This window comes from Bradyrhizobium sp. NBAIM18 (assembly GCF_020193825.1).
GTDB classification, from domain to species: Bacteria; Pseudomonadota; Alphaproteobacteria; order Rhizobiales; family Xanthobacteraceae; genus Bradyrhizobium; species Bradyrhizobium yuanmingense.
This window is the reverse complement of sequence record NZ_JADYVO010000012.1, coordinates 15564-41709: the sequence shown is the minus strand read 5'-3', so window position 1 is coordinate 41709 and position 26146 is coordinate 15564. Positions and strand designations below refer to the sequence as shown.

27 protein-coding genes and 1 pseudogene are annotated in these 26146 nt (G+C 64.2%); 26 read left to right on the top strand and 2 right to left on the bottom strand.

The annotated features are described in order from the left end of the window. Positions 1 to 64 precede the first annotated feature (64 nt). Positions 65 to 361, bottom strand: coding sequence for a gamma-butyrobetaine hydroxylase-like domain-containing protein (locus tag I6F17_RS24325; RefSeq protein WP_225125049.1), 297 nt, complete (start codon positions 359 to 361; stop codon positions 65 to 67). Between the two features lie 205 nt (positions 362 to 566). Here I6F17_RS24325 and I6F17_RS24320 point away from each other — a divergent pair, with 205 nt between their 5' ends. From I6F17_RS24320 to mmsB, 14 genes and pseudogenes are all read left to right on the top strand, one after another. After that, positions 567 to 1340 carry a ferredoxin--NADP reductase gene (locus I6F17_RS24320; protein WP_225124793.1) on the top strand — a complete coding sequence of 258 codons (774 nt, stop codon included), beginning with the start codon at positions 567 to 569 and terminating at the stop codon, positions 1338 to 1340. Between the two features lie 101 nt (positions 1341 to 1441). After that, entirely contained in the window at positions 1442 to 3184 is a 1743-nt protein-coding gene (locus I6F17_RS24315; protein WP_225124791.1) for a fumarate reductase/succinate dehydrogenase flavoprotein subunit, read from the top strand. Positions 3185 to 3216: 32 nt separating this feature from the next. After that, positions 3217 to 3450 carry a ferredoxin family protein gene (locus tag I6F17_RS24310; protein WP_007593252.1) on the top strand — a complete coding sequence of 78 codons (234 nt, stop codon included), beginning with the start codon at positions 3217 to 3219 and terminating at the stop codon, positions 3448 to 3450. A 2-nt stretch (positions 3451 to 3452) separates the two neighbouring features. Beyond that, positions 3453 to 4430 (top strand): HEAT repeat domain-containing protein, encoded by a 978-nt coding sequence (locus tag I6F17_RS24305; protein ID WP_193760189.1) that lies wholly within the window; start codon positions 3453 to 3455, stop codon positions 4428 to 4430. Positions 4431 to 4542: 112 nt separating this feature from the next. Next, positions 4543 to 5715: a fumarylacetoacetate hydrolase family protein gene (locus I6F17_RS24300; RefSeq protein WP_225124789.1), complete on the top strand. Its 1173-nt coding sequence runs from the start codon at positions 4543 to 4545 to the stop codon at positions 5713 to 5715. A 293-nt stretch (positions 5716 to 6008) separates the two neighbouring features. Then, positions 6009 to 6146 (top strand): annotated as a pseudogene (locus tag I6F17_RS24295) (sugar ABC transporter substrate-binding protein); the annotation flags it as partial. 2 nt (positions 6147 to 6148) lie between these two features. Continuing rightward, the gene (locus tag I6F17_RS24290; protein ID WP_225124787.1) at positions 6149 to 6295 is read left to right on the top strand and encodes a hypothetical protein; all 147 of its coding nucleotides are present in this window, start codon (positions 6149 to 6151) and stop codon (positions 6293 to 6295) included. Then, on the top strand, positions 6292 to 7068 hold the full coding sequence (locus tag I6F17_RS24285; RefSeq protein ID WP_225124776.1) for a FadR/GntR family transcriptional regulator: 777 nt from the start codon (positions 6292 to 6294) through the stop codon (positions 7066 to 7068). The genes I6F17_RS24290 and I6F17_RS24285 overlap by 4 nt, the downstream gene beginning before the upstream one ends. Further along, entirely contained in the window at positions 7065 to 7991 is a 927-nt protein-coding gene (locus I6F17_RS24280; RefSeq protein WP_225124774.1) for a Gfo/Idh/MocA family oxidoreductase, read from the top strand. The genes I6F17_RS24285 and I6F17_RS24280 overlap by 4 nt, the downstream gene beginning before the upstream one ends. A gap of 2 nt (positions 7992 to 7993) precedes the next feature. Then, positions 7994 to 9070 (top strand): aldose epimerase family protein, encoded by a 1077-nt coding sequence (locus I6F17_RS24275; RefSeq protein WP_225124771.1) that lies wholly within the window; start codon positions 7994 to 7996, stop codon positions 9068 to 9070. Continuing rightward, entirely contained in the window at positions 9070 to 9948 is an 879-nt protein-coding gene (locus I6F17_RS24270) for an SMP-30/gluconolactonase/LRE family protein (protein WP_225125046.1), read from the top strand. The genes I6F17_RS24275 and I6F17_RS24270 overlap by 1 nt, the downstream gene beginning before the upstream one ends. Before the next feature lie 71 nt (positions 9949 to 10019). Continuing rightward, positions 10020 to 11090, top strand: a complete 1071-nt coding sequence (gene chvE / locus I6F17_RS24265; RefSeq protein ID WP_036005529.1) for a multiple monosaccharide ABC transporter substrate-binding protein — start codon at positions 10020 to 10022, stop codon at positions 11088 to 11090. Between the two features lie 245 nt (positions 11091 to 11335). After that, complete coding sequence (mmsA, locus tag I6F17_RS24260) at positions 11336 to 12913, top strand: multiple monosaccharide ABC transporter ATP-binding protein (protein WP_225124769.1); 1578 nt, start codon at positions 11336 to 11338, stop codon at positions 12911 to 12913. Then, positions 12910 to 14100 carry a multiple monosaccharide ABC transporter permease gene (gene mmsB / locus I6F17_RS24255; protein WP_036005525.1) on the top strand — a complete coding sequence of 397 codons (1191 nt, stop codon included), beginning with the start codon at positions 12910 to 12912 and terminating at the stop codon, positions 14098 to 14100. The genes mmsA and mmsB overlap by 4 nt, the downstream gene beginning before the upstream one ends. A 100-nt stretch (positions 14101 to 14200) precedes the next feature. Here the strand turns inward: mmsB and I6F17_RS24250 are convergent, their stop codons facing one another. Further along, positions 14201 to 14368: a hypothetical protein gene (locus I6F17_RS24250; RefSeq protein WP_085974376.1), complete on the bottom strand. Its 168-nt coding sequence runs from the start codon at positions 14366 to 14368 to the stop codon at positions 14201 to 14203. A 170-nt stretch (positions 14369 to 14538) separates the two neighbouring features. On the opposite strand from I6F17_RS24250, the gene I6F17_RS24245 reads away from it, so the two are divergent. From I6F17_RS24245 to I6F17_RS24190, 12 genes are all read left to right on the top strand, one after another. Then, entirely contained in the window at positions 14539 to 15114 is a 576-nt protein-coding gene (locus tag I6F17_RS24245; protein ID WP_036035026.1) for a cytochrome c oxidase subunit 3 family protein, read from the top strand. Positions 15115 to 15116: 2 nt separating this feature from the next. After that, positions 15117 to 15377 (top strand): cytochrome C oxidase subunit IV family protein, encoded by a 261-nt coding sequence (locus I6F17_RS24240; RefSeq protein WP_109145859.1) that lies wholly within the window; start codon positions 15117 to 15119, stop codon positions 15375 to 15377. 95 nt (positions 15378 to 15472) lie between these two features. After that, the gene (locus tag I6F17_RS24235) at positions 15473 to 15925 is read left to right on the top strand and encodes a cytochrome c (protein WP_036005521.1); all 453 of its coding nucleotides are present in this window, start codon (positions 15473 to 15475) and stop codon (positions 15923 to 15925) included. Positions 15926 to 15966: 41 nt separating this feature from the next. Beyond that, the gene (locus tag I6F17_RS24230; protein WP_036023400.1) at positions 15967 to 17313 is read left to right on the top strand and encodes a cbb3-type cytochrome c oxidase subunit I; all 1347 of its coding nucleotides are present in this window, start codon (positions 15967 to 15969) and stop codon (positions 17311 to 17313) included. 63 nt (positions 17314 to 17376) lie between these two features. Next, the gene (locus I6F17_RS24225; protein ID WP_225124766.1) at positions 17377 to 18189 is read left to right on the top strand and encodes a CbbQ/NirQ/NorQ/GpvN family protein; all 813 of its coding nucleotides are present in this window, start codon (positions 17377 to 17379) and stop codon (positions 18187 to 18189) included. Between the two features lie 10 nt (positions 18190 to 18199). Continuing rightward, positions 18200 to 20116, top strand: coding sequence for a VWA domain-containing protein (locus I6F17_RS24220; protein ID WP_225124744.1), 1917 nt, complete (start codon positions 18200 to 18202; stop codon positions 20114 to 20116). A gap of 64 nt (positions 20117 to 20180) precedes the next feature. Continuing rightward, entirely contained in the window at positions 20181 to 20843 is a 663-nt protein-coding gene (locus tag I6F17_RS24215) for an HAD family hydrolase (RefSeq protein ID WP_225124742.1), read from the top strand. A 6-nt stretch (positions 20844 to 20849) separates the two neighbouring features. After that, positions 20850 to 21800, top strand: a complete 951-nt coding sequence (locus tag I6F17_RS24210; RefSeq protein WP_036035016.1) for a sugar-binding domain-containing protein — start codon at positions 20850 to 20852, stop codon at positions 21798 to 21800. A 216-nt stretch (positions 21801 to 22016) separates the two neighbouring features. Then, positions 22017 to 23330, top strand: a complete 1314-nt coding sequence (locus I6F17_RS24205) for a sugar ABC transporter substrate-binding protein (RefSeq protein ID WP_225124741.1) — start codon at positions 22017 to 22019, stop codon at positions 23328 to 23330. A gap of 84 nt (positions 23331 to 23414) precedes the next feature. Then, positions 23415 to 24287 (top strand): sugar ABC transporter permease, encoded by an 873-nt coding sequence (locus tag I6F17_RS24200; protein ID WP_057030030.1) that lies wholly within the window; start codon positions 23415 to 23417, stop codon positions 24285 to 24287. 1 nt (position 24288) lies between these two features. Next, entirely contained in the window at positions 24289 to 25119 is an 831-nt protein-coding gene (locus I6F17_RS24195) for a carbohydrate ABC transporter permease (RefSeq protein ID WP_225124738.1), read from the top strand. A gap of 14 nt (positions 25120 to 25133) precedes the next feature. Next, positions 25134 to 26141 carry an ABC transporter ATP-binding protein gene (locus I6F17_RS24190; protein WP_036005503.1) on the top strand — a complete coding sequence of 336 codons (1008 nt, stop codon included), beginning with the start codon at positions 25134 to 25136 and terminating at the stop codon, positions 26139 to 26141. Positions 26142 to 26146: the final 5 nt, after the last annotated feature.

Sequence of the window (26146 nt, the reverse complement as noted above, 5' to 3'; positions counted from 1 at the left end):
GGCGTACTGGATTCCCCGCCTTCGCGGGGAATGACAGCGGAGTTTGTGGCGCGGCCTGTAGTCGCTACCGCTCAGCCAAGCTGATCAGATACGACTTCGGATATATCCCCCGGTTGTGCCCATCCGAAAACGAGATGTTCAGCCCATAGCCGAGATCGCCGATGTCGGTGATCGCAATCTCCGGAAACGCCTTGGGGAAGCGCCCGTCGAAGCGGGCGCGGGTGCAATGGGCGCATTTGCAGGAGAGGCGGAGTGTTTCGGCAGAAACGCTGAGCGCGTCGTCCTGCGCGGTGCGGACCAGGAGCGAAGCGAGATCGGCGCTGGCTTCGTAGCCGGCCACGGTCGGTGCCACCAATGTCATTGTCATGACGAACCTCTGACTTCATTCTACGTCGAGGCTGGAACGCACGAATAGCAACTAATTGCCGGTGCGGGCGCGATCGCGAGCCTGCTCTTCGAGCAACCCACGCGAAATGTGAAACTAATCGACCGGGAATTTCACTTCCGAATTGCCGGACTCTCCTCTCTCCGAAACCTTGCGCGTCATCGATGACCAAGGAGAGACGATGAGTGCATTTCAGAAGGAGACGGTTCTGTCGGTCAGGCACTGGACCGATTCCCTGTTCAGCTTCACCGCGACGCGCGATCCCGGCTTCCGCTTCCAGAACGGCCAGTTCGCAATGATTGGTCTGGACGTCGGGGGCAAACCGTTGATGCGGGCCTACAGCATGGCCAGCGCCAATCACGAGGAGGCGCTCGAATTCTTCTCGATCAAGGTGCAGGACGGCCCGCTCACCTCTCGCCTGCAGAAGATAAGGGAAGGCGACATCATCCTGGTCGGTCGCAAGGCGACGGGCACGCTGATCACCGGCAACCTCATTCCGGGAAAACGCCTGCTGCTGCTTTCAACCGGAACGGGCCTGGCGCCCTTCGCCAGCCTGATCAAGGACCCCGACGTCTATGAGAATTACGAGACCATCGTGCTCGCCCATGGCTGCCGCCAGGTCTCGGAACTCGCCTATGGCGAGCACCTCGTCGAGGACCTGCGCAATCACGAATTCTTCGGCCCCTTGATCCGCGACAAGCTCGTCTACTACCCGACCGTCACCCGTGAGCCGTTCCGGAATCGCGGCCGCATCACCGACCTGATCGCCTCGAACCAGCTCTTCGAGGATATCGGACAAGCGAGCCTCGACATCGAAACGGACCGCATCATGCTGTGCGGCAGCCCGGCGATGCTCGAGGAACTCCACGCGATGTTCGCGGCGCGCGGCTTTGTCGAGGGCAACCATAGCCAGCCTGGCCATTTCGTCATCGAAAAAGCCTTCGTCGAGCGCTGAGCTACAAATCGCGTCCCAGCGACAACTAATTGCTATCGCGGCGACGCCCCCTGAACAAATCTGACGCAAAGGCGCCGGGATCGGCGAACCAGGAGCAAGCGATGGCACTAGATCAGATCGTCGACGGACTTTCGGAGGTTTCCTGCGATGTGCTGGTGATCGGCGGCGGCACAGCCGGCCCGATGGCGGCACTGAAGGCGAAGCTGAAGAACCCGAAGGCCAATGTCGTCCTGCTCGAGAAGGCCAACGTCAAGCGCTCCGGTGCGATCTCGATGGGCATGGACGGGCTGAACAATGCCGTCATTCCCGGCTACGCCACGCCGGAGCAGTACACCAAGGAAATCACCATCGCCAATGACGGCATCGTCGACCAGAAGGCGGTCTATAAATACGCGCAGAACTGCTACAGCATCATCGAGGAGCTCGACAGTTTCGGCATCCGATTCCTGAAGAACGAGAACGGCGACTATGCCGTGAAGAAGGTGCACCACATCGGCACCTACGTTCTGCCCATGCCGAACGGCGAGACCGTGAAGAAGGCGCTCTACCGCCAGCTCCGCCGCGCCCGCATCCTGATCTCCAACCGCTACATGGCGACGCGGCTGCTCAAGTCGACTGACGGCCGCATCGCCGGTGCAATCTCCGTCAACACCCGCACGGCCGAGATGCTGGTGATCAAGGCCAAGGCCGTGATCCTCTGCATGGGCGCCGCCGGTCGCCTCGGTCTGCCGACGTCCGGCTACATGTTCGGCACCTACGAGAACGCCGCCAATTCCGGCGACGGCTACGCCATGGCCTATCACGCCGGCGCTGCGCTCGCGAACCTCGAATGCTTCCAGATCAACCCGCTGATCAAGGACTATAACGGCCCGGCCTGCGCCTATGTCGCCGGCCCGTTCGGCGCATATACGGCAAACAACGAAGGCTCGCGCTTCATCGAATGCGACTACTGGTCCGGCCAGATGATGCTGGAGTTCTACAACGAGCTCCTCTCCGGCAAGGGTCCGGTGTTCCTCCAGCTCAAGCATCTCCACCCCGACACCATTTCCGAGATCGAATCCACGCTGCACAAGGTCGAGCGTCCGACGCGCGGCCTGTTCCAGCAGGGGCGCGGGGTCGACTACCGCAGCGAGTCCATCGAGATGCATATCTCCGAGATCGGCTTCTGCTCCGGCCACAGCGCGTCAGGCGTGTTCGTCGACGACAATGCCCGCACCACCATACCCGGCCTCTATGCCGCCGGCGACATGGCGAGCGTCCCGCACAATTACATGCTCGGCGCCTTCACCAACGGCTCGGTCGCCGGCATCGACGCGATGGAGTTCGCCGACAACCATGATTTCGCGGAATTCGACGCGGCCGACGTCGCCATGGAACGCGAGCGCGTGATGGCGCCGACCAAGCGCGAGGACGGCATTCCGCCGAACCAGATCGAGTACAAGACCCGCCGCCTGGTCAACGACTACCTCCAGCCGCCGAAGGTCACGCGCAAATATGAGCTCGGCATGCGGCGGCTCGCCGAAACGCGTGAGGATATGCAGGAGCGCATGATCGCGCGCAACGCGCACGAATTGCTGCGCGCGCTCGAAGTGCAGTCGATCATGGACTGTGCCGATATGGCCGCACACGCTTCGCTCTACCGCGAAGAGAGCCGTTGGGGTCTCTATCACTGGCGGACGGACTTCCCGGAGAAGGACAACGAGAACTGGTTCTGCCACACGCTGCTGTCCAAGCAGGACGGCAGGATGACCAGCGTGAAACGCGCAGTCGAGCCCTATGTCGTGCCGATCGCGGACGACGAGAAGGACCTCTACGACAAGCAGCGCATTCGCGCCTCGGCCTGATCCACCAGAACATAGCCAACAGGAGACATCACATGCCTCTCGCGTCCTATCAGACATCGGTTCCGGTGGTGGTCGACGACGCCAAATGCATCGCGGACAAGGGCTGCACGGTGTGCGTCGATGTTTGCCCGCTCGACGTGCTGCGCATCAGCGACATGACCAACAAGGCCTACATGGCCTATGACGAGTGCTGGTATTGCATGCCCTGCGAAGCGGATTGTCCGACCGGCGCCGTCACCGTCAACATTCCCTATCTGTTGAGGTGATCATGTCGAGCCCATTCGAATCCTACGACGATCTCGAGGACGCCGACGAGCGGCTGCAGGCGGCCGATCCTGCCGAACGCCGCGTCGCCATCATTGCACTCGGCCATTCCGGCGATCCCGCCGCGGTCGCACATCTCGCCAAAATGGTCGCCGATCCCGATGCCGGTGTGCGCCAGCAGGTCGCGATGGCGCTCGGCGAGTTCGACGGACCGGAGGCAGCAAGCGCGTTGGTGAAGCTGTTGGTCGATCCCGAGAGGATCGTCGCGGCGGCTGCGGCCGACAGCATGGCTGAATTCAAGGATCCCGCCTGCGCCGACGCGATCCTGCCGCTGGTCAGGCATACCCACGCTTTCGTCCGCATGGGCGCTCTGCGCGCGCTCAAGGAACTGCGCCGCAGGGATACACTCAAGCCCGCGCTGGAAGCGTTCCAGGACCCTGACGCCGCCGTGCGTGTGCAGGCGATCGGCGTGATCGGCTTCCTCAAGCTGGAAGAATCCATTCCGGCGCTAACCGCGCTGATCAACGATCCCGATGCCCATGTGCGCCGCGCCGCCGTGAGCGCATTGGCCTTTTCGCAGATGAAGCCGGCGGCGGAGACCATCACCCGCGCGCTGAAGGACGCCGACTGGATGGTCCGCGAGATGGCCGCGGAGACGCTGGGTCTCAACGTGAATGGTGCAATCGCGGCTGATCAGCTCGTCGCTTGCCTCGCGGATGAGTTCTGGCAGGTGCGGCTGAAGGCGATCCGCAGCCTTGGCAAGATGAAGATCGAACGCGCGGTGCGGCCGATCGGCAATTGCGTCAATCACGACCAGGCGAATTTGCGCAAAGAGGCCGCCGCCGCGCTCGGCGAGATCGGCCATCCTGACGGCGAGGCATTCCTGGCCGTGATCGCCGACGATCCTGATCCTGATGTCCGCAAGAATGCGCGCTGGGCACTGCACCAGATTGCAGCGCGAAAGGCGCGGGCAGGGGCATAGTTGCACGGCGCACCGCCGCTCTGGACTTCCAGCGCCAGACGTTTATTGGTCTTCGCTAACGGGAACGGCCGCTGCGAATGCGGCCGTTCCTTAGAACAGCGAGGACGCGGCCATGACGACATTGACTGTAAAGGACCTTCTCCCCGAGGACGGCACGAAGGGGACGCTGGTCGGCCGCGTCTGGCTGCCGCAGGTCAACGGTCCGGCCGTCGTCGCCGTGCGCGGTGACGGCGTGTATGACGTCACAGCAAAATTTCCGACCATCAGCGCGCTCTGCGAGACGGACGATCCCGCCCAGGCGCTTGCCGCCACCAAGGGCGAGCGCATCGGTGATCTCGAGGCGATCGTGGCCAACACCCCGCCGGACGGGCGCGATCCCCAAAAGCCCTGGCTGCTCGCGCCCGTCGATCTCCAGACGCTGAAAGCCGCCGGGGTCACCTTTGCGATCTCGATGCTCGAACGTGTCATCGAAGAGCGCGCCAAGGGCAATCCGGCCTCGGCCGAAGCGATCCGGAAAGAAGTGACGCGCCTGATCGGCGACGATCTGTCGAAGCTCAAGCCGGGCTCGGATCAGGCGATGCACCTGAAGCAGGTGCTGATCGATCAGAATGCCTGGAGCCAATATCTTGAGGTCGGCATCGGACCGGATGCCGAGGTCTTCACCAAGGCGCCCACCCTGTCGTCGGTCGGCACCGGCATGGATGCCGGCCTGCACCCGAAATCGACCTGGAACAATCCCGAGCCCGAGCTCGTGCTGTTCGTGTCGAGCCGCGGCAAGATCGTCGGGGGCGCGCTCGGCAACGACGTGAACCTGCGCGACTTCGAGGGCCGCTCGGCGCTGCTGTTGTCGAAGGCCAAGGACAACAACGCGTCCTGCTCGATCGGCCCGCTGCTGCGCCTGTTCGACGACACCTTCACGCTCGACGACGCGCGCAGGCTGGACATCAGCCTGAACGTCACGGGGACGGACGGCTTCGTTCTCGACGGCCATTCCTCGATCAGCAAGATCAGCCGCGATCCGACCGATCTCGTCGCCCAGACCATCGGCAAGGTGCATCAATATCCTGACGGCTTCGTGCTGTTCCTCGGCACCATGTTCGCACCCGTGAAGGATCGCGATGCGCCGGGGCAGGGATTCACCCACAAGCGCGACGACATTGTCACTATCGCAGCGCCTCAACTCGGCAAGCTCGTCAACCGCATGCGCACCAGCGACGAGTGCGAACCCTGGACCTTCGGCATCGGCGCGCTGATGAAGAACCTGGCGCAGCGGAAGCTGATCTAGCGCTGCTACCCTTCGCCTCCCGCAAGCGGCGGCGCACCTTCGCCCCGCTGACAGCTCCATCGCGCCGGCAAATTTTTTCATCCCTCCGTTGCATGAGGGGAACAAAATCGCGCTGAACGTGACATAACTCAGCTCGCCCCACCTCACCTGCATTTGCTCCAAATAGTCAAATAATATGACTAGTCGGAACTCAACTTCCGTGAAATAGTGCCCGCCGCTGGCGCGAAGGCCGGCCTGTGGGTGCCATGCTACCAATCGGCGCCCCGGATAAAAGATCTTGGGAGACGCGCCTGATGCCCCCTAAAGCTCTCTGTGCGGCCAGCGCCATCGCCGCCTTGTTGCTCGCGACGCCGGCCAGCGCCCAGCTCACGATCGGCTTCTCGCAGATTGGATCGGAATTCGGCTGGCGCCCGGCCGAGACGTCCGTCTCAGCATGAAGTCGACCTCCTGCACCGCGCCAAAGCTCTTGCTGATCCCCCACACCTCGGGCGTGCTTCTATTCGCCTTCATCGCCCTGCTGCACGGGCTGGTCGCGCTTGCGCGCCGGCCGGCGGCGAAGCATTCGGGAGCAGCGTCATGACCTCGCGGATCGTCGTCATCCCGACGCGGCGGGCCCATTCCAACCATGCGGAGGTGGCGCGTTCGATCGGCGTCGACATCATCGCCGGCCGCTATGCGGAAGGCACGCGCCTGCCGGGGGATGCCGAGATGATCGCAATGTTCGGCGTGTCGCGGCCGGTGCTGCGCGAGAGCGTCAAGACGCTGGTCGCCAAGGGCCTGCTCACCACCAAGGCGCGGGTCGGCACCGTCGTGCGCGAGCGAGGTGCCTGGAACATGTTCGACGCGGACGTGCTGGCCTGGCACCTCGACGCCGGCATCGACAAGCGCTTCCTTGACGACCTCGCCGAGATCCGTCTCGCCGTGGAGCCGCGCGCAGCGATGCTGGCGGCAACGCAGCGATCCGAGCAAGACATCAGCGAGCTGCGCCGCAGCATGGAGCGGATGCGGCATGAAGCGTCCGACTCGGTCGGATTTGCAGATGCAGATCTCGCGCTTCATGTTGCCGTGGCGCGTGCCTCGGGCAATCTGTTCATGCGCTCGATTGGGCATGTCATTGAAGCAGCGCTGCGCGCCTCTTTCCTGCTCAGCGCTCCGGTCGAGCCGGAGGATCGCGATACCGTGCTGCTCTGGCATCAGAAGATCGTCGATGCCATCGTCGCGGGCGATGCCCATGCCGCATCCGAGGCCATGGTCTATGTCATTCACAACGGCATGCGCCGCCATGACAGTACGGCGATCGAGACCGCCCCGGCCGAGCCGCCACCGTCGGCCGACACTGGAGAACAAGCGTGACAGACCTTCGCATCGCCATCGTCGGCTTCGGCAAGATCGCGCGGGACCAGCATGTGGCGGCGATCGCCGCCACACCGGGCGCAACGCTTGCCGCCGTGGCGAGCCGCAACGCCTCGCTGCAGGGGGTGCCGCATTTTGCGACCATCGAGGAATTGCTTCAGAAGGCGCCGCCGATCAACGCGGTCTCGCTCTGCACGCCGCCGCAGGTGCGGCGGGCCCAGGCCGCGGCGGCGCTCGCCGCCGGCAAGCACGTCATGCTGGAGAAGCCGCCGGGCACCGGCGTTGCCGAGCTTGATCCGTTGATCGCGATGGCGGCGGGTGCGAAGCGGACATTGTTTGCGACCTGGCATTCTCGCTATGCGCCGGCGGTGGAGCCGGCCCGGCAATGGCTCACTGACCGGCACATCAAATCCGTTCACATCAGCTGGAAGGAGGACGTGCGTGTCTGGCATCCCGGGCAGGGCTGGATCTGGGAGCCCGGCGGCCTCGGCGTGTTCGATCCGGGCATCAATGCGCTGTCGATCCTGACCAGGATTCTGCCGAAGCCCGTGTTCGTCACCGCGGCCGAGCTGGCCTTTCCAGCCAATTGCCAGGCGCCGATCGCGGCGAACGTGAACCTGACGGATATCAGCGGCCTGCCCGTGACCGCCGAGTTCGACTTCCGCCAGACCGGGCCGCAGAGCTGGGATATCCTCGTCGACACCGATCAGGGCCGGCTGACGCTGTCCAGCGGTGGCGCGCGCCTGGCCGTCGACGGCAAGGTGCTTGCCGAAGGGCCCGATGAGGAATATCGCGGGCTCTACCGACGCTTCGTCGCGCTCGCAGCGACCGGCGCAAGTGACGTCGATCTGACGCCGCTCCGTCTCGTCGCCGACGCCTTCCTGCTCGGCAAGCGCACGATCGTCGAACCGTTTGTGGATTGAGCATGGCCGCATCAACAATCACAAGAGACGTGTTCGGGACGCTGCCCGACGGCCGCGAGGTCGAGCGCGTCGTGCTGCGCGGGGAGGGCGGCTTCGAGGCGCGCATCATCAGCTACGGCGCGGTGCTGCAGGCGTTGATCGCGCCGGATGCCAACGGCGGATATGACGACGTCGTGCTTGGCCATGATGCCTTCGCCGGCTATCTCGCCGAACGAAAGTTTCTGGGCGCCACCGTCGGCCGCTATGCCAACCGCATTGCCAAGGGACAGTTTTCGCTTCAAGGCGAGACGGTGCAGCTTGCCGTCAACAACGGTCCGAATGCGCTGCACGGCGGGCTCGAGGGTTTTGATCGCAAGCTCTGGGAGATCGCGGACATCGACGAGGGCGCCGAGCCCGCCGTGACGCTCACTTATGTCAGCCCACACGGCGAGGAGAATTATCCGGGCAGGCTCGACGTCCGCCTGACCTATCGCATCACAGGCCCGACCGAGCTGTCGCTGCTGATGGAAGCGAGGACCGACCGGCCGACCATCGTCAATTTGACCAACCACAGCTTCTTCAACCTCGAGGGTGCGACGTCGGGGACGTCCATTCTCGATCATCATCTAATGGTCGCCGCCGAGCAGTTCCTCCCGATCGATGCCACCGCCATTCCGCTGCCGGAGCCGCCGCGCAGCGTGGCCGGCACGCCGTTCGATTTCCGAAAACCGTGGCCGGTGGGCGAGCGCATCCGCGAAGGCGACCCGCAATTGCAAAACGGCAGGGGCTACGACCACACCTATTGCCTCGGGCGCGACGGCAAGCTTGCGCTCGCGGCGCGGCTGGAGGCGCCGCGCTCCGGGCGCATCATGGAGCTGCTCACCGATCAGCCCGGACTTCAGGTCTATTCCGGCAATTATCTCGACGGTACGATGTCGGGCAAGGGCGGCAAGCTGATCCGGCAATCGGACGCCATGTGCCTGGAGCCGCACATCTGGCCCGACGCGCCGAACCGGCCGGATTTCCCGAGCCCGCGCCTCGATCCCGGAGGGGTCTATCGCCATCACACGGCCTATCGCTTTTCAGTGAGGTCGCCATGATGGAGCAGGTGCCGACGGCTGTCCTCTCGAACCATCCTTGCCATCTCGGCGAAGGTCCGACCTATGACGTGACCACGAATACGGCCTGGTGGTTCGACATCCGCGAAGGCAAGCTGTTCGAGGCGCAACTCGGCAGCGGCGCTGTCCGCACCCACGCGCTCGGTCGGATGGCGAGCGCGCTGGGGCGCATCGACGCCGAGCGGCAGCTGATCGTCGCCGAGGACGGCCTCTATATCCGCAAGCTCGCTGATGGTGCGATGACGCTGTTCTGTCCGCTCGAAGCGGACAATCCGATGACGCGCTCGAACGATTGCCGCGTGCATCAATCGGGTACGTTCTGGATCGGCACTATGGGCAAGAAAGCCGAGCCGAAGGCGGGCGCGATCTACGCGCTTCATCGCGGCAAGATCTCGACGCTGTTTCCCGGCATCAGCATTCCCAATTCGATCTGCTTCTCGCCCGACGGCGCCACCGGCTACTTCACCGACACGCCGCGTGCGGTGCTCTATGCCGTGCCGCTCAACCCCGCGACCGGCCTGCCGCGCGGCGAGCCGGAGGTGCTGTTGCGCCACAGCGGCATCGGCGGTCTCGACGGTTCGGTATGCGACGCCGACGGGCAGATCTGGAATGCGTGCTGGGGCGCGAGCCGGGTCGACGTCTACTCGCCGCAAGGCGAGCGCCTGCGTTCGCTTAGCGTGCCGGCGAAGCAGGCGAGCTGCCCCGCCTTCGTCGGCCCCGACCTGTCGCGCCTGCTCGTCACGTCGGCCTGGCAGGATATGGACACGGCGGCACGCGCTGCCGATCCGCAAGCCGGCTGCACCTTTCTGCTCGAAGCAGCCGCGCGCGGACGCGCGGAACCCGACGTCAAGCTCGCATAGGAGGCCCAAGCCGTACACGACCGTCGTTCTCGACACCACGAAGAAAGTCTGACACCCAAAGGGAGTGAAACATGCTGAAACTGAAGACAACATTTCTCGCGCTGGCGTTGGCCAGTGCCGCCACGATGGCCACAGGCGTCGCTGCCTTCGCCCAGAAGGCGACGGTCGGCATCGCCATGCCGACGAAGTCCTCGGCGCGCTGGATCGACGACGGCAACAACATGGTCAAGGTGCTGAAGGAGCGCGGCTACAACACCGACCTGCAATATGCCGAGGACGACATCCCGAACCAGCTCTCCCAGGTCGAGAACATGGTGACCAAGGGCGCCAAGGCGCTGGTGATCGCCGCGATCGACGGTACCACCTTGTCCGACGTGCTCAAGCAGGCGAAAGCAAAAGGCATCACCGTGATCGCCTATGACCGCCTGATCCGCGGCACGCCGAACGTCGACTATTACGCGACCTTCGACAACTTCCAGGTCGGCGTGCTCCAGGCGGAGTCGATCGTGCAAGGTCTCGGCCTGAAGGACGGCAAGGGCCCCTTCAACATCGAGCTGTTCGGCGGCTCGCCCGACGACAACAATGCCTACTTCTTCTACAACGGCGCCATGAGCGTGCTGAAGCCGTATATCGACAGCGGCAAGCTCGTCGTCGTGTCCGGCCAGATGGGCATGGATAAGGTCGCGACCCTGCGCTGGGACGGCGCCACGGCGCAGGCCCGCATGGACAACCTGCTCAGCGCCTACTACGGCAACAAGAAGGTCAACGCCGTGCTGTCGCCCTATGACGGCCTCTCGATCGGCATCATCTCCTCGCTGAAGGGCGTCGGCTACGGGAGTGCCGGCCAGCCGATGCCCATCATCTCGGGCCAGGATGCCGAAGTGCCCTCGATCAAGGCCATGCTGCGCGGCGACCAGTACTCGACCATCTTCAAGGACACCCGCGACCTCGCCAAGGTGACCGCTGACATGGTCGACGCCGCGCTCGCCGGCAAGCAGGTCACCGTCAACGACACCAAGACCTACGAGAACGGTGTCAAGACCGTGCCGTCCTATCTGCTGAAGCCGGTTGTGGTCTACAAGGACAATTGGGAGAAGACCCTGGTCGACAGCGGCTACTACAAGAAGTCGCAGTTCCAGTAAGACTCTCTCTTTTTCCCCTCTCCCCGCTTGCGGGGAGAGGGTTAGGGTGAGGGGCCTCTTTCCATACGGGCAGTGGTTGGTATGCACTCCGTCATTGCGAGCGCAGCGAAGCAATCCAGTCTGCCACCGCGGAAATTGTCTGGATTGCTTCGCTGCGCTCGCAATGACGATGTGGATGCAGCGATATCAGTCAACCTCTCCCCGCACGCGGGGAGAGACGAAGTAACGCAAGGGACACCAAAGCCATGACCGCCATGCTGGAGATGCGCAACGTCAGCAAGAGCTTTGCCGGCGTGCAGGCATTGCGCGACGTCAACTTCTCGGTTCGCGCCGGGCAGATCCATGCGCTCGTCGGCGAGAACGGCGCCGGCAAGTCGACGCTGATGAAGGTTCTGAGCGGGGTCTATCCGCACGGCAGCTACGAGGGCACCATCATCTTCGAGGGCGAGGAGCGCCGCTTCCGCGACATCAATGATTCCGAGGCGCTCGGCATCATCATCATCCACCAGGAGCTGGCGCTGATCCCGCTGATGTCGATTGCGGAGAACATCTTCCTGTCGCATCCGCCGTCGAAGTTGGGAGTGATCGACCGCGACGAGGTCTACCGACGCACGCGCGAGCTGCTGGCGCAGGTCGGCCTGAAGGAATCGCCGGATACGCTGATCACCGATCTCGGCGTCGGCAAGCAGCAGCTCGTCGAGATTGCGAAGGCGCTGTCCAAGCGGGTGCGGATGCTGATCCTGGACGAGCCGACCGCGAGCCTCAACGAGGCCGACAGCGCCGCGCTGCTCGAACGCCTGATGGCGTTCCGCGAGCAGGGCATCGGCTCGATCCTGATCTCGCACAAGCTGAACGAGGTCGCCAAGGTTGCCGACCACATCACCGTGCTGCGCGATGGCCGTACGGTGGACAGCATCGATTGCCATGCCGAGCAAATCCAGGAAGACCGCATCATCCGTAGCATGGTCAACCGCGATATGGCGCACCGCTTCCCGGAGCGCAACGTGAAGATCGGCGAGCCCGTGCTCGACGTCGCGAACTGGTCGGTCTATCACCCCATCCATCCCGAGCGGCAGGTGATCAAGAGCGTCAGTTTCGGCGTCAAGCGCGGCGAGGTCGTGGGCATTGCCGGGCTGATGGGGGCAGGGCGCACCGAGTTCGCCATGAGCCTGTTCGGCCGCTCCTGGGGCACCAATATCAGCGGCACTATCCGGCTCGAAGGCCGTGAGATCGCGCTGCCGAGCGTCGCCGCCGCGATCGACGCCGGCCTTGCCTACGTCACCGAGGACCGCAAGCAGCTCGGCCTGATCCTCGCCGACGACGTCCGCAAGAACATTACGCTGGCGAGCCTCGACCAGGTCGCACCTGGCAGGGTGATCGACGACATCGCCGAGCTCAAGGTCGCCAGCGACTACCGCAACCGCATGCGCATCCGCTGCTCCGACGTCTACCAGGAGACCGGCCAGCTCTCCGGCGGCAACCAGCAGAAGGTCGTGCTGTCGAAATGGCTGATGACCGACCCGAAGGTCCTGATCCTGGACGAGCCGACCAGGGGTATCGACGTCGGTGCCAAATATGAGATTTACTGTATCATCAACGAGCTTGCGGAAGCCGGCCGCGGCGTCGTGGTGATCTCCTCCGAGATGCCCGAGCTGCTCGGCATCTGCGACCGCATCTGCGTCATGAACGACGGCGCCTTCGTCGGCGAGTTCAAGGGCTCAGAGGCGACACAGGAAAAGATCATGCGCGCCATCATGCGCAACGAACGAAGCATTGGGAACGCCGCGCCCGCGGCCGCGGAGATGGGAGGATTGCAGCCATGACCGACAAGACGGTTTCGCTGCCCGAGGAGCGCCGGCACGGCAGCTTCATCAAGAACAATTTGCGCAATTACGGCATGTTGATGTCGCTGGTTGCGATCATGTTGTTCTTCCAGGTCGTGACCGGCGGCACGCTGCTGCAGCCGCTCAACCTCACCAACCTGGTGCTGCAGAACAGCTACATCGTCATCATGGCGCTGGGCATGCTGCTGGTCATCGTCACCGGCCATATCGACCTTTCGGTCGGCTCGGTCGCGGGCTTCATCGGCGCCGTGGCGGCCTTGCTGATGGTGACCTACAAGGTCGACTATACGCTCGCCTTCATCGCTTGCCTCGCGCTCGGTGGCGCGATCGGTGCGGCGCAGGGCTATTGGGTGGCCTATTTCAAGATCCCCTCCTTCATCGTGACGTTGGCGGGCATGCTGGTGTTCAAGGGCCTGGCGCTCGCGGTGTTGCAGGGCCAGTCGCTCGGGCCGTTCCCGGCGACCTTCCAGAAGCTGTCCTCGGGTTTCATTCCGGAACTGCTGCCCGAGGCCGGCACGCTGCATCCGACCTCGATGCTGATCGGCGCCGTTCTCGCGCTCGGGCTCGTCTATGCCAGCGCCAAGGGAAGGTCGCGCGAGCAGTCGCACGGCATCGAGGTCGAACCCTATGCGTTCTTCCTCGGCAAGAGCATCTTGCTCGCCTGCGCCGTGCTGTATTTCACCTATCTGATCGCCTCGCATCGCGGCCTGCCGAACGTGCTGGTGATCATGACCGCGCTGATCGCGCTCTACGGCTTCGTCACTCGCCGCACCGTGATCGGCCGGCAGATCTACGCCGTCGGCGGCAACGCCAAGGCGGCGAGCCTGTCGGGCATCAAGACGGAGCGCCTGACCTTCCTCACCTTCGTCAACATGGGCGTGCTTGCCGCGCTTGCCGGCCTCGTCTTCGCCGCGCGGCTCAACACGGCGACTCCGAAGGCCGGCCTCGGCTTCGAGCTCGACGTCATTGCCGCCTGCTTCATCGGCGGCGCCTCGGCCTATGGCGGTGTCGGGCGAGTCGGCGGTGCCGTGGTCGGCGCCATGATCATGGGCGTGATGAACAACGGCATGTCCATCCTGGGCATCGGCATCGACTATCAGCAGGTCATCAAGGGCCTGGTGCTGCTGGGCGCGGTGTGCATCGACGTGTACAATCAGCGGCGGTAGCGCTTCGTAGCCCGGATGCAGCGCAGCGTAATCCGGGTCTCTGCGCTTGGTGAGATTTCCCGGATTGCGCTGCGCTGCATCCGGGCTACGGTCCTAAGCACTACGGCAGCGGTGATTGCGTCGTGAACAGCACGGTCGCGATCCCGATCGAGAGCCCCACCGCCGATACGGTTCCCACCGTCGACAGCACGCCCATGCGCCTGAGCGCGATGGCGAAGGCAATGATGATGGGTGTTGCGGTCATCAGCCCGATCTGTGCATCGCTCATGGGATCGTCCGGCGCTCCGTGAAGCTCTGAGCCGATTCGTACCGCGAAACGGCTGGCTGAACGTTGTGTCGGCGCAAACAGGAGCCCTGCAGTCCTCCAGTTTGTCCGGCAACAAATTCGGAACCGGGTGGCCGAGCTAAGTCTGACCGGTGTCCTGATCCGGAAAGACGATGTCGACGGCCGAGTGCGAACAGCAGGAAACAGGCTGGGGAATCCTGCAGGATCTCCCCGGCGATCCCATGATCTGGGTGCTGATCTTCAGCGAACTCGTCGCCTTCGGCCTGCTCCTCGGCGCCTTCTCTGTCGCCCGCGCGATTCACCCCGCGGTGTTCGCGGCCGGGCAGGCCACGCTCGATTCGCATCTCGCCGGCCTCAACACCGTCGTGCTGGTGACCAGCGGCTGGGCGGCGGCCCGGGCGACCAAGGCCGTGCGGAATGGACAACGGGCAACGACACGATACTGGCTTCTCGGCGCCATGGTGCTCGGCTGCCTTTTCATCGCGATCAAGCTCGCAGAGTACGCCGAAGAAGCCGGGCGCGGGGTCGGGCTTGAGACCAATCCCTTCTTCACGCTCTACTTCCTGCTGACCGGCTTTCATCTCCTGCACGTTGGCCTCGGCATCATCATTCTCGCCGTGGTCTGCCGCCGTGCCGGGATATCAGGCGTCGAGACGGGAACGGCCTTCTGGCACATGGTCGATCTGGTCTGGATCGTGATGTTCCCGATCCTGTATCTGGTGAAATGACGATGCCAGATCGTGTCGACGTCACCTGGATCGCCTTGATCGGCCTTGCGCTTGCGACCGTCCTGCTGCCGCCGCTAATACCACGGGCGCTGCTCGGCAACGCTCTGCTGCTTGCCTTCGCCGCGCTCAAGGGGCATCGCATCGCGCTCGACTTCATGGATCTTCGCGCCGTCCCCGCACTCTGGCGCGGTCTCGTCGCGAGCTGGATCCTCATCGTGCTGCTGCTTGCCTGGCTCGCCTCGGCGCTCGTCGCCCTGATCTGACGCGCTCATTGCGCCCTGACAAAGAACGGGCCGGGCAAAGCGGCAATAAATCACACCATCGCAATTTCGCAGGAATCAACCGGAAAGGATTGGCAATGGCTGAACGCCTGACCAAGTCGGCCGCTCGAAACGTCTTCTACGGCGGCTCGGCCTTTTTCTTCGCCATCTTCATAGGGCTAACGGCGCACAGCCATTACTACATGGCCACGACATCGACCGACGCAGCCACGCTGACGTCTTCGGTTGCCCGCGGCAAGCACGTCTGGGAGAAGAATTCTTGCATCAACTGTCATACCCTGCTGGGCGAGGGCGCCTACTTTGCGCCTGAAGTCGGCAATGTCTGGGATCGCTGGGGTGGCAACGAGGATCCGGCCGCCGCGCGCGAGACATTGAAGGCCTGGATGCAGTCGCAGCCTTCGGGCGCACCGGGCCGGCGGCAGATGCCGCAATTCAACCTCACCGACCAGGAGCTCGATGATCTCGCCGACTTCCTGCAATGGACCAGCAAGATCAAGCGCCAGGAGTGGCCGCCGAACAAGGCGGGCTGAGCGCATCGCTTCCTGAAATCCCTCAAGACAGAGAGCCTGAGATGAAATATCAGACCCAGAAAGTCGCGATGCTGTATTTCTACGGCGCGCTGACCCTGTTCGTGGCGCAGGTCCTATTCGGCCTCGTCGCTGGAACGATCTACGTCCTGCCCAACACGCTGTCGACCCTGCTGCCGTTCAACGTCGTCAGGATGATCCACACCAACGCGCTGATCGTGTGGTCGTTGATCGGCTTCATGGGCGCGACCTACTTCCTGCTGCCCGAGGAAACCGAGACAGAGCTCTACAGCCCGCTGCTGGCCAAGATCCAGTTCTGGATGTTTTTCGGTGCTGCGGGTGTGGCTGTGGTCGGTTATCTCTTCCAATACCACGAGGGGCGCGAATTCCTCGAACAGCCCTTCATCATCAAGGTCGGCATCGTCGTCGTCTGCCTGATGTTCCTGTTCAACGTCACCATGACGGCGCTGAAGGGCCGTAAGACCACGATCACCAACATCCTGCTGTTCGGGCTGTGGGGTGTTGCGATCTTCTTCCTGTTCGCCTTTTACAATCCGGTAAATCTCGCGGTCGACAAGATGTACTGGTGGTATGTTGTTCATCTCTGGGTCGAGGGCGTCTGGGAGCTGATCATGGCCTCCGTGCTCGCTTATCTCATGATCAAGCTCAACGGCATCGACCGCGAAGTGGTCGAGAAGTGGCTCTACGTCATCATCGGGCTGGCGCTCTTCTCCGGCATCCTCGGCACCGGCCATCATTTCTACTGGATCGGCGCGCCCGGTTACTGGCAGTGGATCGGCTCGCTGTTCTCCACGCTCGAGGTCGCGCCGTTCTTCACCATGGTGATCTTCACGGTGCAGATGACCTGGAAGGCCGGCCGCAAGCACCCGAACCGCGCTGCATTGTTGTGGTCGGTCGGCTGCTCGGTCATGGCGTTCCTCGGCGCCGGTGTCTGGGGTTTCCTGCACACCCTGTCCTCGGTCAACTACTACACCCACGGCACCCAGGTCACCGCCGCGCACGGCCATCTCGCCTTCTTCGGCGCCTATGTGATGCTGAACCTGTCCGTGATGGCCTATGCGATCCCACAGATCAGAGGGCGTGCGCCCTACAATCAATGGCTCTCCATGGCGAGCTTCTGGATCATGTGCACCGCCATGATGGTGATGACCTTCGCGCTGACCTTCGCCGGCGTGGTCCAGGTCCATCTCCAGCGCGTGCTCGGCCAGGGCTACATGGACGTGCAGGACCAGCTCGCGATGTTTTACTGGGTCCGGCTAGGGTCCGGCGTGTTCGTCGCGATCTCCGCGCTGATGTTCGTGTGGGCCGTGCTTGTGCCCGGTCGCGCCCGTCAGCCGGTCATCCCCGGCGCGTTGCAGCCGGCCGAGTGAGCGCGCAAAGGGCGGCCGTGGCTCGCTGCGGCCGCCGTCACATGTGAATTCCGGAGAACAACCATGAATGCAGCAATTCTCGCCGTGGCGAAGCCCGAACCTCAGCCGCCCGCCTATATTGCCAGTGGCAACGAATGCGCGCTGTTCGAGCACGCTTGGCGCAATCAGCTGCCGGTGCTGCTGAAGGGGCCGACCGGCTGCGGCAAGACGCGCTTCGTCGCGCATATGGCGGCGCGGCTGGGATTGCCGCTGCACACCGTCGCCTGCCACGACGATCTCACCGCGGCCGATCTCACCGGCCGCTATCTGCTCAGGGGCGGCGATACCGTGTGGAGCGACGGCCCGTTGACGCGGGCGGTGCGCGAGGGCGGCATCTGCTATCTCGACGAGGTCGTGGAGGCGCGCAAGGACGTAACGGTGGTGCTGCATCCCCTGACCGACGACCGCCGCATCCTGCCTCTGGAGCGTACCGGCGAGCAGCTTGCCGCGCCGAACAGCTTCATGCTCGTCGTCTCCTACAATCCAGGCTATCAGACGCTGCTCAAGGCGCTCAAGCCGTCGACGCGGCAGCGCTTTGTCGCGATCGAGTTCGGCTTCCTGCCGCCGGAGCAGGAGATTGCGGTGGTCGCCGCCGAGAGCGGACTATCGCTGGAGCGCGTGCGGCCCCTGGTCGGGCTGGCTGGCCGGCTGCGCGCGCTGAAGGGCCACGACCTGGAGGAGGGTGTCTCGACCCGGCTCGTCGTCTATTGCGCGACCCTGATTGCGGCCGGCATGCCGACGGCCGATGCCGTGCTCGCTGGCATGATCGAGCCGCTGACCGACGAAGCCGATGTCAAGGCGGCGCTGCTGGACGTCGCGCGTGCCGTGATCGGCTGAGGCGGCTCCGATGCTCGATTTCCTCGAACTGGAAGAGACCGTCGGCCGCGCCTGGCACCGCATGGTCGGTGGCACCGCCAGCTATCCGGTTCATGCCGAGCATGCGGTCTCGCTTGCGGAAATGAGAAACAGGCTCGCGGTGATGTTCCGCGCGCTGGGCGGTGAGGCGGGTGTGCAGATCGCCGGCGCCGGCGCGCGCAAGTCCGGGCATCGGCTCGGCTGGCGGCAACGCATCGGTCTCGGTGACGAGCGTCTGGAGCAGTCGGGCCGCGATGCCACCTCCATCTTCCTTCCTGAAAGCATCGCGATCTTTCCCGACAACGCGCTGAATGCAGCGCTCTATCGCTCGCTCGCGGCATGGTTCGCAGCCGCGCCGATCGAAACCATCACCGAATCCGATCCGCTGCGGCGAGATCTTCTGGTGTTGCGCCGGGCCAGCGAGACAGCGGTCTTCGTGCTCACGCAATTTCCCGGCCTCGTCGACGACTATGCGCAACTCGCCGCAGCAACTGCCGAAGCTAGGCCGCGTCGCCCCTTGCCGCGCATCGAGCAGGAGGTCGAGCAGATCGTGCTGGCGCTACTCGGAACCGGAAAGGCGCCTGCGGGCAAGCTGTGGCCCGCGATGATGGGAACGGAGCCGCTGCCGGTCAAGGCGCCGCCTGGCTATCGCTCGATGCTTCCGTGCCCGCTGTGGGGCGATTGCTGGACCCGCGAGCTGTCGCCTGCGCATGCGGGCGTGGATGAATGCGCCGATGGTGCGGAGGCGGCGAGCGAGGACAATCGCAAGCACTTTGCCGTGCGCGAGCGCGAGGACGGCGCCAATCGCCGCGATCCCTTCGTACTCAACCGCTTCGAGAAAATTCTCTCGATGGCCGAGATGGTCAATGTCGACCGCCCCACCGATGACAGTGAGGAGGAGGATGCGCAGAAGGCGGCGGACGATCTCGAGGAGATAACGCTCAGCCGCCGCAGCGGCAAGCCGGCGGGCCGGTTCAAGTTTGATCTCGACCTCCCGCCGGAGGCCCTCGATGCCTCGCGCTTGACTGCGGACCTGACCTATCCGGAATGGGATTATCGCAGCGGCTCCTATTTGCCGGATCATTGCCGAGTACTCGCATCTGCCGCCCCCGAGAATGGGGAAAGCTGGACGCCCGACGAGACCATGCGCCGGCACATCCGCCAGGTGCGCCGCCGCTTCGAGGTCCTGCGGCCGCGCCACGAGTTGATGCGGGCTCAGGCCGACGGGCATGATCTGGATCTTGACGCGCTGGTGCGTGCGCGGTGCGATCTCCGCGCCGGCAGCGGCAGCGGTCTTGATCGCGTCCATTTGGCGATGCGCCCACAAGGGCACGATCTCGCCGTCACGCTGCTGGTCGACGTCTCGCTCTCCACGGACGCCTGGGCCAATGGCTACCGCGTGCTCGATGTCGAGAAGGAGGCGCTGCTCGTGCTTGCCCACGGCCTATCCGCCTGCGGCGATCACCACAGCATCCTGACCTTCACCTCGCGCCGGCGCTCCTGGGTGCGGCTCGAGACGGTTAAGGCGTTTGGCGAGCCGATGAGTGGCGTGGTCGAGCGCCGCATCAGCGCGCTCAAGCCCGGCTATTACACGCGGATCGGTGCGGCGGTACGGCATGCCGGCGCCGAGCTTGCACGCCAGCCGCAGCGCAAGAAGCTGCTGCTCGTCCTCACCGACGGAAAACCGAACGACGTCGACCACTATGAAGGCCGCTTTGCGGTCGAAGACACCAGGAAGTCCATGCAGGAAGCGCGCCGGCTCGGGATCACGGTGTTCGGCGTAACCATCGACGCGGCGGCGCAATCCTATTTTCCGGCCCTGTTCGGGCGCAGCGGCTATGCGATCGTCGGCAACATCAAGCGACTGCCCGCGGCACTGCCGGCGATCTACCGGCAGGTGGCCCACTGAGGCGGTTCATGCGACTCGACGTTGGGCTATTGCTCACGGCTTGGGTATATGATCGAATGTCCGGATGGACCAGAGCCGGCCAAATCCCGATCTGATCATCTTCGACTGCGACGGCGTGCTCGTCGACAGCGAGCTCTTGAGCTGCCGCTGCCTGTCTGAGGTCCTGGCGGAATTCGGCCTCGTGCTCAGCGAGGAGCAGGCGCTCGAGCTGTTTCTCGGACGCAGCACCAAGGCCGTCGAGCAGCATTATCGCGATCTCGGGCACTCGCTGACGGACGCCTTCCCGCCCCGACTGAAGTCGCGTGTGCTGGAGAATTTTGCCGCCTCGCTCGCGCCGATTCCCGGAGTGGAGGCGGCGATCTCCGGACTGACCGTGCCATTCTGCGTGGCCTCGTCGAGCGACCTCGACCGCGTCTCGCTCTCGCTCGACGTCACCAGTCTTCGGGCATATTTCGGCGATCGGATCTACACCGCGCAGATGGTCAGGCACGGCAAGCCGGCGCCTGATCTCTTTCTTCATGCGGCCGGGAGCATGCGCACGCCGCCATCGCGCACGCTGGTGATCGAGGATAGCGTCAGCGGCGTGCAGGCGGGTAAGGCGGCCGGCATGACCGTCTGGGGATTTGTCGGCGGCGGCCATTATCGCAGCCGCGATGGCCGGGCTATATTATCGGCGGCCGGGGCCGATCGGGTCTTTACACATATGAGCGATCTCTGGGAGGTGTGAGCGCGCATGGCCGCCGAGAACGACAAGTCGAGACTCGACGACGCCGCGCGCGCCGGCTGGCTCTATTTCATTGCCGGTCACACACAGGACGAGATCGCAAAGATGCTTCAGGTGTCGCGGGCTTCGGCGCAGCGGCTGGTCTCGTTGTGCCTCGCCGAGCGGCTCATCACCTTCCGGCTCGAGCACCCCATCGCAGCCTGCATGGAGCTGGCGGCGCGCTTGAAGCAACGGTTCGACCTCGTTCATTGCGAGGTGGTGCCGGCCGATCCGGCCGCGCCGCAGGCGGTGGCTGGAATCGCCGAGCGCTGCGCCAATTTGCTCGATTCCACGCTGCGTTCGGAGACGCCCGTGATCGTCGCGCTCGGCACGGGCCGGGCGGTGCGTGCCGCCGTCGAGCGCGTCACGCCGATCGAGCGGCCCAATCACCAGATCGTCTCGCTGGTCGGCAACATCTCCGCCGACGGCTCGGCGAGCTTCTACGACACCGTCGGCCGGCTCGCCGACCGCACCGGCGCGCGGCACTATCCGATGCCGCTGCCGTTCCTGATGTCGTCGGAGGACGAGCGCAACAGGATGGTGCGCATCGAGCCGATCGCGAAGGTGAAGGCGGTCGCGGCAAGGGCTGACTTGCGCCTCGTCGGCATCGGCCAGATGGATCAGAAGGCGCAGGTGCACGTCGACGGCTTCGTCACCCGCGACGAATTGTTCGAGATGATGCGGCTGGGCGCCATCGGCGAGATCACCGGCTGGGCCTATGACGCCAAGGGCCGCCTGCTCAAGGCCGGCACCAACAAGCGCCTCACCAGCATTCCGCCGGAAGTGCCGGCGAAGACCACCACGATCGGTGCGGCGGTGGGCGCGGCCAAGGTGGCGGCGATCTCTGCGGCCTTGAGCGGGGGCCTGATCAACGGCCTGATCACCGACGAAGCGACGGCAAGGGCGATTCTGGAGCGGTAAAGCGCTCACGCTTCGCGTGCCTACCACACTGGATGCTCCGCGTTCGCGGAGCACGACAGCCGTGGGTGAAGCAAAACCTCCCCATCCTTCCCGCACCGCAGCACTCACAAGTTGCTGGAATGCCCACGCGGCTGCTTGACAACGTGCCGCCCTTGCGCTGAACATACGCCCAACGCGTGGGCATATGCCCAAAACGCGAATTAAGGGGAGGTCACCGTGAAACATGTCCTGGGCGCCGTCTGCGGCGCGTCTTGCCTGCTGCTGGCCGTCCCGGCGACGGCCGAAACGACCCTGACGATCGCCACCGTCAACAATGGCGACATGATCCGCATGCAGGGGCTGACGGGTGAGTTCACCAAGAAGAACCCTGATATCTCGGTCAAATGGGTGACGCTGGAGGAGAACGTGCTGCGCCAGCGCGTCACCACCGATATCGCCACCAAGGGTGGCCAGTTCGACGTCCTCACCATCGGCACGTACGAGGTGCCGATCTGGGCCAAGAAGGGCTGGCTGGTACCGCTCGCCAACCTCGGCGCCGATTACGACGTCGCCGACCTCCTGCCCAAGATCAAGGACGCGGTCTCCGCCGACGGCAAGCTCTACGCCGCGCCGTTCTACGGCGAGAGTTCGATGGTGATGTACCGCACCGATCTGTTCGAGAAGGCCGGCCTGAAGATGCCGGAAAAGCCGAGCTGGGATTTCGTGATCGATGCGGCCAAGAAGCTGACCGACAAGAGCGCCGGCACCTACGGCATCTGCCTGCGCGGCAAGGCAGGCTGGGGCGAGAACATGGCGTTCCTCTCGGCGATGGCCAATTCCTATGGCGCGCGCTGGTTCGACGAAAAGTGGCAGCCGCAGTTCAACACGCCGGAATGGAAGACGACACTCACGACCTACGTCAACCTGATGAAGGAAGCCGGGCCTCCCGGCGCCAGCTCCAACGGCTTCAACGAGAATCTGGCGCTGTTCAACGCCGGCAAATGCGCGATGTGGATCGACGCCACGGTCGCGGCGTCCTTCGTCACCAACCCTAAGGAGTCTAAGGTCGCCGACAAGGTCGGCTTCGCGCTCGCGCCCAACACCGGGCTCGGCAAGAACGCCAACTGGCTGTGGGCCTGGAATCTCGCAATCCCTGCCGGCTCCAAGAAGACGGAAGCCGCCGAGAAGTTCATCGCCTGGGCCACCAGCAAGGACTACACCAAGCTGGTGGCCTCGAAGGAGGGCTGGGCCAACGTGCCGCCGGGCACGCGTACCTCGCTCTACCAGAACGATGAGTACCTGAAGGTCGCGCCGTTTGCGAAACTGACGCTGGCCTCGATCGACGCCGCCGATCCCAACAAGCCGACGGTGAAGCCCGTTCCCTACGTCGGCGTGCAATACGCCGCCATCCCTGAATTCCAGGGCATCGGCACGCAGGTGGGCCAGCAGTTCTCGGCGGCGCTTGCGGGATCGATGACGGTCGATGCGGCGCTCACGGCTGCGCAGTCCGCTACCGAGCGCGAGATGAAGCGCGCCGGCTACATCAAGTGAACCCGGGCTCTCCCTGAGCTCAAACTTGCGGCCATCCATCCTTGCTGGATGGCCGCCCTTCTTCCTCCGAGCGGAGCGCCAAGAATGGCAACCCGGCAGACGCAGCTTCTTGCGCGGTCGCTCCTGACCCCGGCCGTCGGACTGCTGTTCATCTGGATGATCGTCCCGCTGGCGCTGACGATCTACTTCTCGACGCTGCATTACAGCCTGCTCGATCCCGGCTCGGAATCGTTCGTCGGCCTTGAAAACTTCCGCTACTTCCTCACCGATCCTGCCTTCCTCGCCTCGCTTCAGAACACGCTGGTGCTGGTCGGCTCGGTGCTGGCGCTGACCATCCTGCTCGGCATCCCCCTGGCGCTGCTGATGGACCAACCCGTGATCGGCCGCAATATCGTGCGGTTGATGGTGATCGCCCCGTTCTTCGTGATGCCGACGGTGAGCGCGCTGGTCTGGAAGAACCTGTTGATGCATCCGGTGTCGGGATTGTTCGCCTGGCTCGCTTCGCTGTTCGGCCTGACGCCGATCGATTGGTTCAACGACGTGCCGCTGTTTGCGGTGATTTTGATCGTGACCTGGCAATGGCTGCCGTTCGCGACCCTGATCCTGCTCACCGCGCTGCAATCGCTCGACGAAGAGCAGAAGGAAGCCGCCGAGATGGACGGTGCGAGCGCCGTCTCGACCTTCATCTACATCACGCTGCCGCACCTCGCGCGTCCCATCACGGTGGTGATCCTGATCGAGACCATCTTCCTGCTGACGGTGTTCGCCGAGATCTTCGTCACCACGGGCGGCGGTCCGGGCCTGCAGACCACCAACATCGCCTTCCTGATCTATTCGCAAGCGCTGATCCAGTTCGATGTCGGCAGCGCCTCCGCGGGCGGGCTCGTCGCGGTGGTCATTGCCAACATCGTCGCCTTCTTCCTGGTCCGCATCGTCGGCCGCAACCTGGAGGCCTGACATGGCACGGACGGCGACGACGCGGCGGGTGATGATATCGACGGCGGCGGCCTGGCTATTCGGCTTCCTGATCTTCTTTCCGATCCTGTGGATGGTGCTGGCGAGCTTCAAGACCGAGCTCGAGGCCTTCGCGATCCCGCCATCCTTCCTGTTCTTCCACTGGACCACGGAAAATTACGCGACCGTGCAGGAGCGCAGCGACTACCTGCACCACGCGATGAACTCGATCATCATCGCCGGCGGCTCGACGCTCATTGCGCTGTTGATCGCAATTCCGGCGGCCTGGTCGATGGCGTTCTCGCCGACCAAGCGCACCAAGGACATCCTGCTCTGGATGCTCTCGACCAAGATGATGCCGCCGGTCGGCGTGTTGGTGCCGATCTACCTGATCTACAAGAGCCTCGGGCTGCTCGATTCCCGCATCGGCCTCGTCTTCATCCTCTGCCTCGGAAACTTGCCGATCGTCATCTGGATGCTCTTCACCTATTTCAAGGAGATCCCGCGCGACATCTTAGAGGCGGCGCGCATGGATGGCGCCACGATCGGCCGCGAGCTCGTCTACGTGCTGACGCCGATGGCGATCCCGGGGCTGGCCTCCACGCTGCTGCTCAACCTGATCCTGGCCTGGAACGAGGCGTTCTGGACGCTGAACCTGTCCACCTCGAGCGCTGCGCCGCTCACCACGTTCATCGCCTCCTATTCGAGCCCCGAAGGGCTGTTCTGGGCAAAACTGTCGGCGGCGTCCACGCTGGCGATCGCGCCCATTCTCGTCCTGGGTTGGTTCAGCCAGAAGCAGCTCGTGCGCGGGCTCACCTTTGGCGCGGTGAAATAGGGGACTGCCGGATCATGGGTCAGATCACACTTCAGGGCGTGCAGAAATCCTTCGGCCCCGTGCACATCATCAAGGGCGCCGACCTCGAGATCGCCGATGGCTCCTTCGTGGTGTTCGTCGGTCCCTCCGGCTGCGGCAAGACCACGCTGCTGCGGCTGATCGCGGGGCTCGAGGACGTCAGCGGCGGCAAGATCCTGATCGACGGCAAGAACGTCGTCGATACGCCGCCCGCCAAGCGCGGGCTGTCGATGGTGTTCCAGTCCTACGCGCTCTATCCGCATATGAGCGTGCGCGGCAATATCGGCTTCGGCCTCAAGATGGCGGGCTTGCCGAAGGACGAGATCAACCGCAAGGTCGAGGCGGCCGCCGCGACGCTGAATCTCACGCCCTACCTCGACCGCAAGCCGCGCGAGCTCTCCGGCGGCCAGCGCCAGCGCGTCGCGATCGGCCGCGCCATCGTCCGCGAGCCCAAGGCATTCCTGTTCGACGAGCCGCTCTCCAACCTCGACGCCGCGCTGCGCGTGCAGATGCGCATCGAGGTGACGCGACTTCAGAAGCAGCTCGGCACCACCGCGATCTACGTCACCCACGACCAGGTCGAGGCCATGACCATGGCCGACAAGATCGTCGTGCTCAACGGCGGCAAGATCGAGCAATATGGCTCGCCGCTGGAACTTTACGAGCGACCCGCCAATCTCTTCGTCGCCGGCTTCATCGGCTCGCCCAAGATGAATTTCGTCACCGGCGAGCCCGCTTTGCAGAAGGGGGCAGCGACGATCGGCGTCCGGCCGGAGCATCTGAAGATCGAGCGCGACGGCGGTGGCGGCTGGCAGGGCACCATTGCGGTGGCCGAGCATCTCGGCAGTGACACCTTCCTCTACGTCGACGCCGGTGCGCTCGGCATGCTGACGGCGCGCTACATCGGCGAATTGAGCCTGCATGCCGGCGACCGGGTGTCGCTGATGCCCGACCCTGCACGCATTCACCGCTTCGACGAGAGCGGCAACGCTCTTCGGGGCTGACAAGA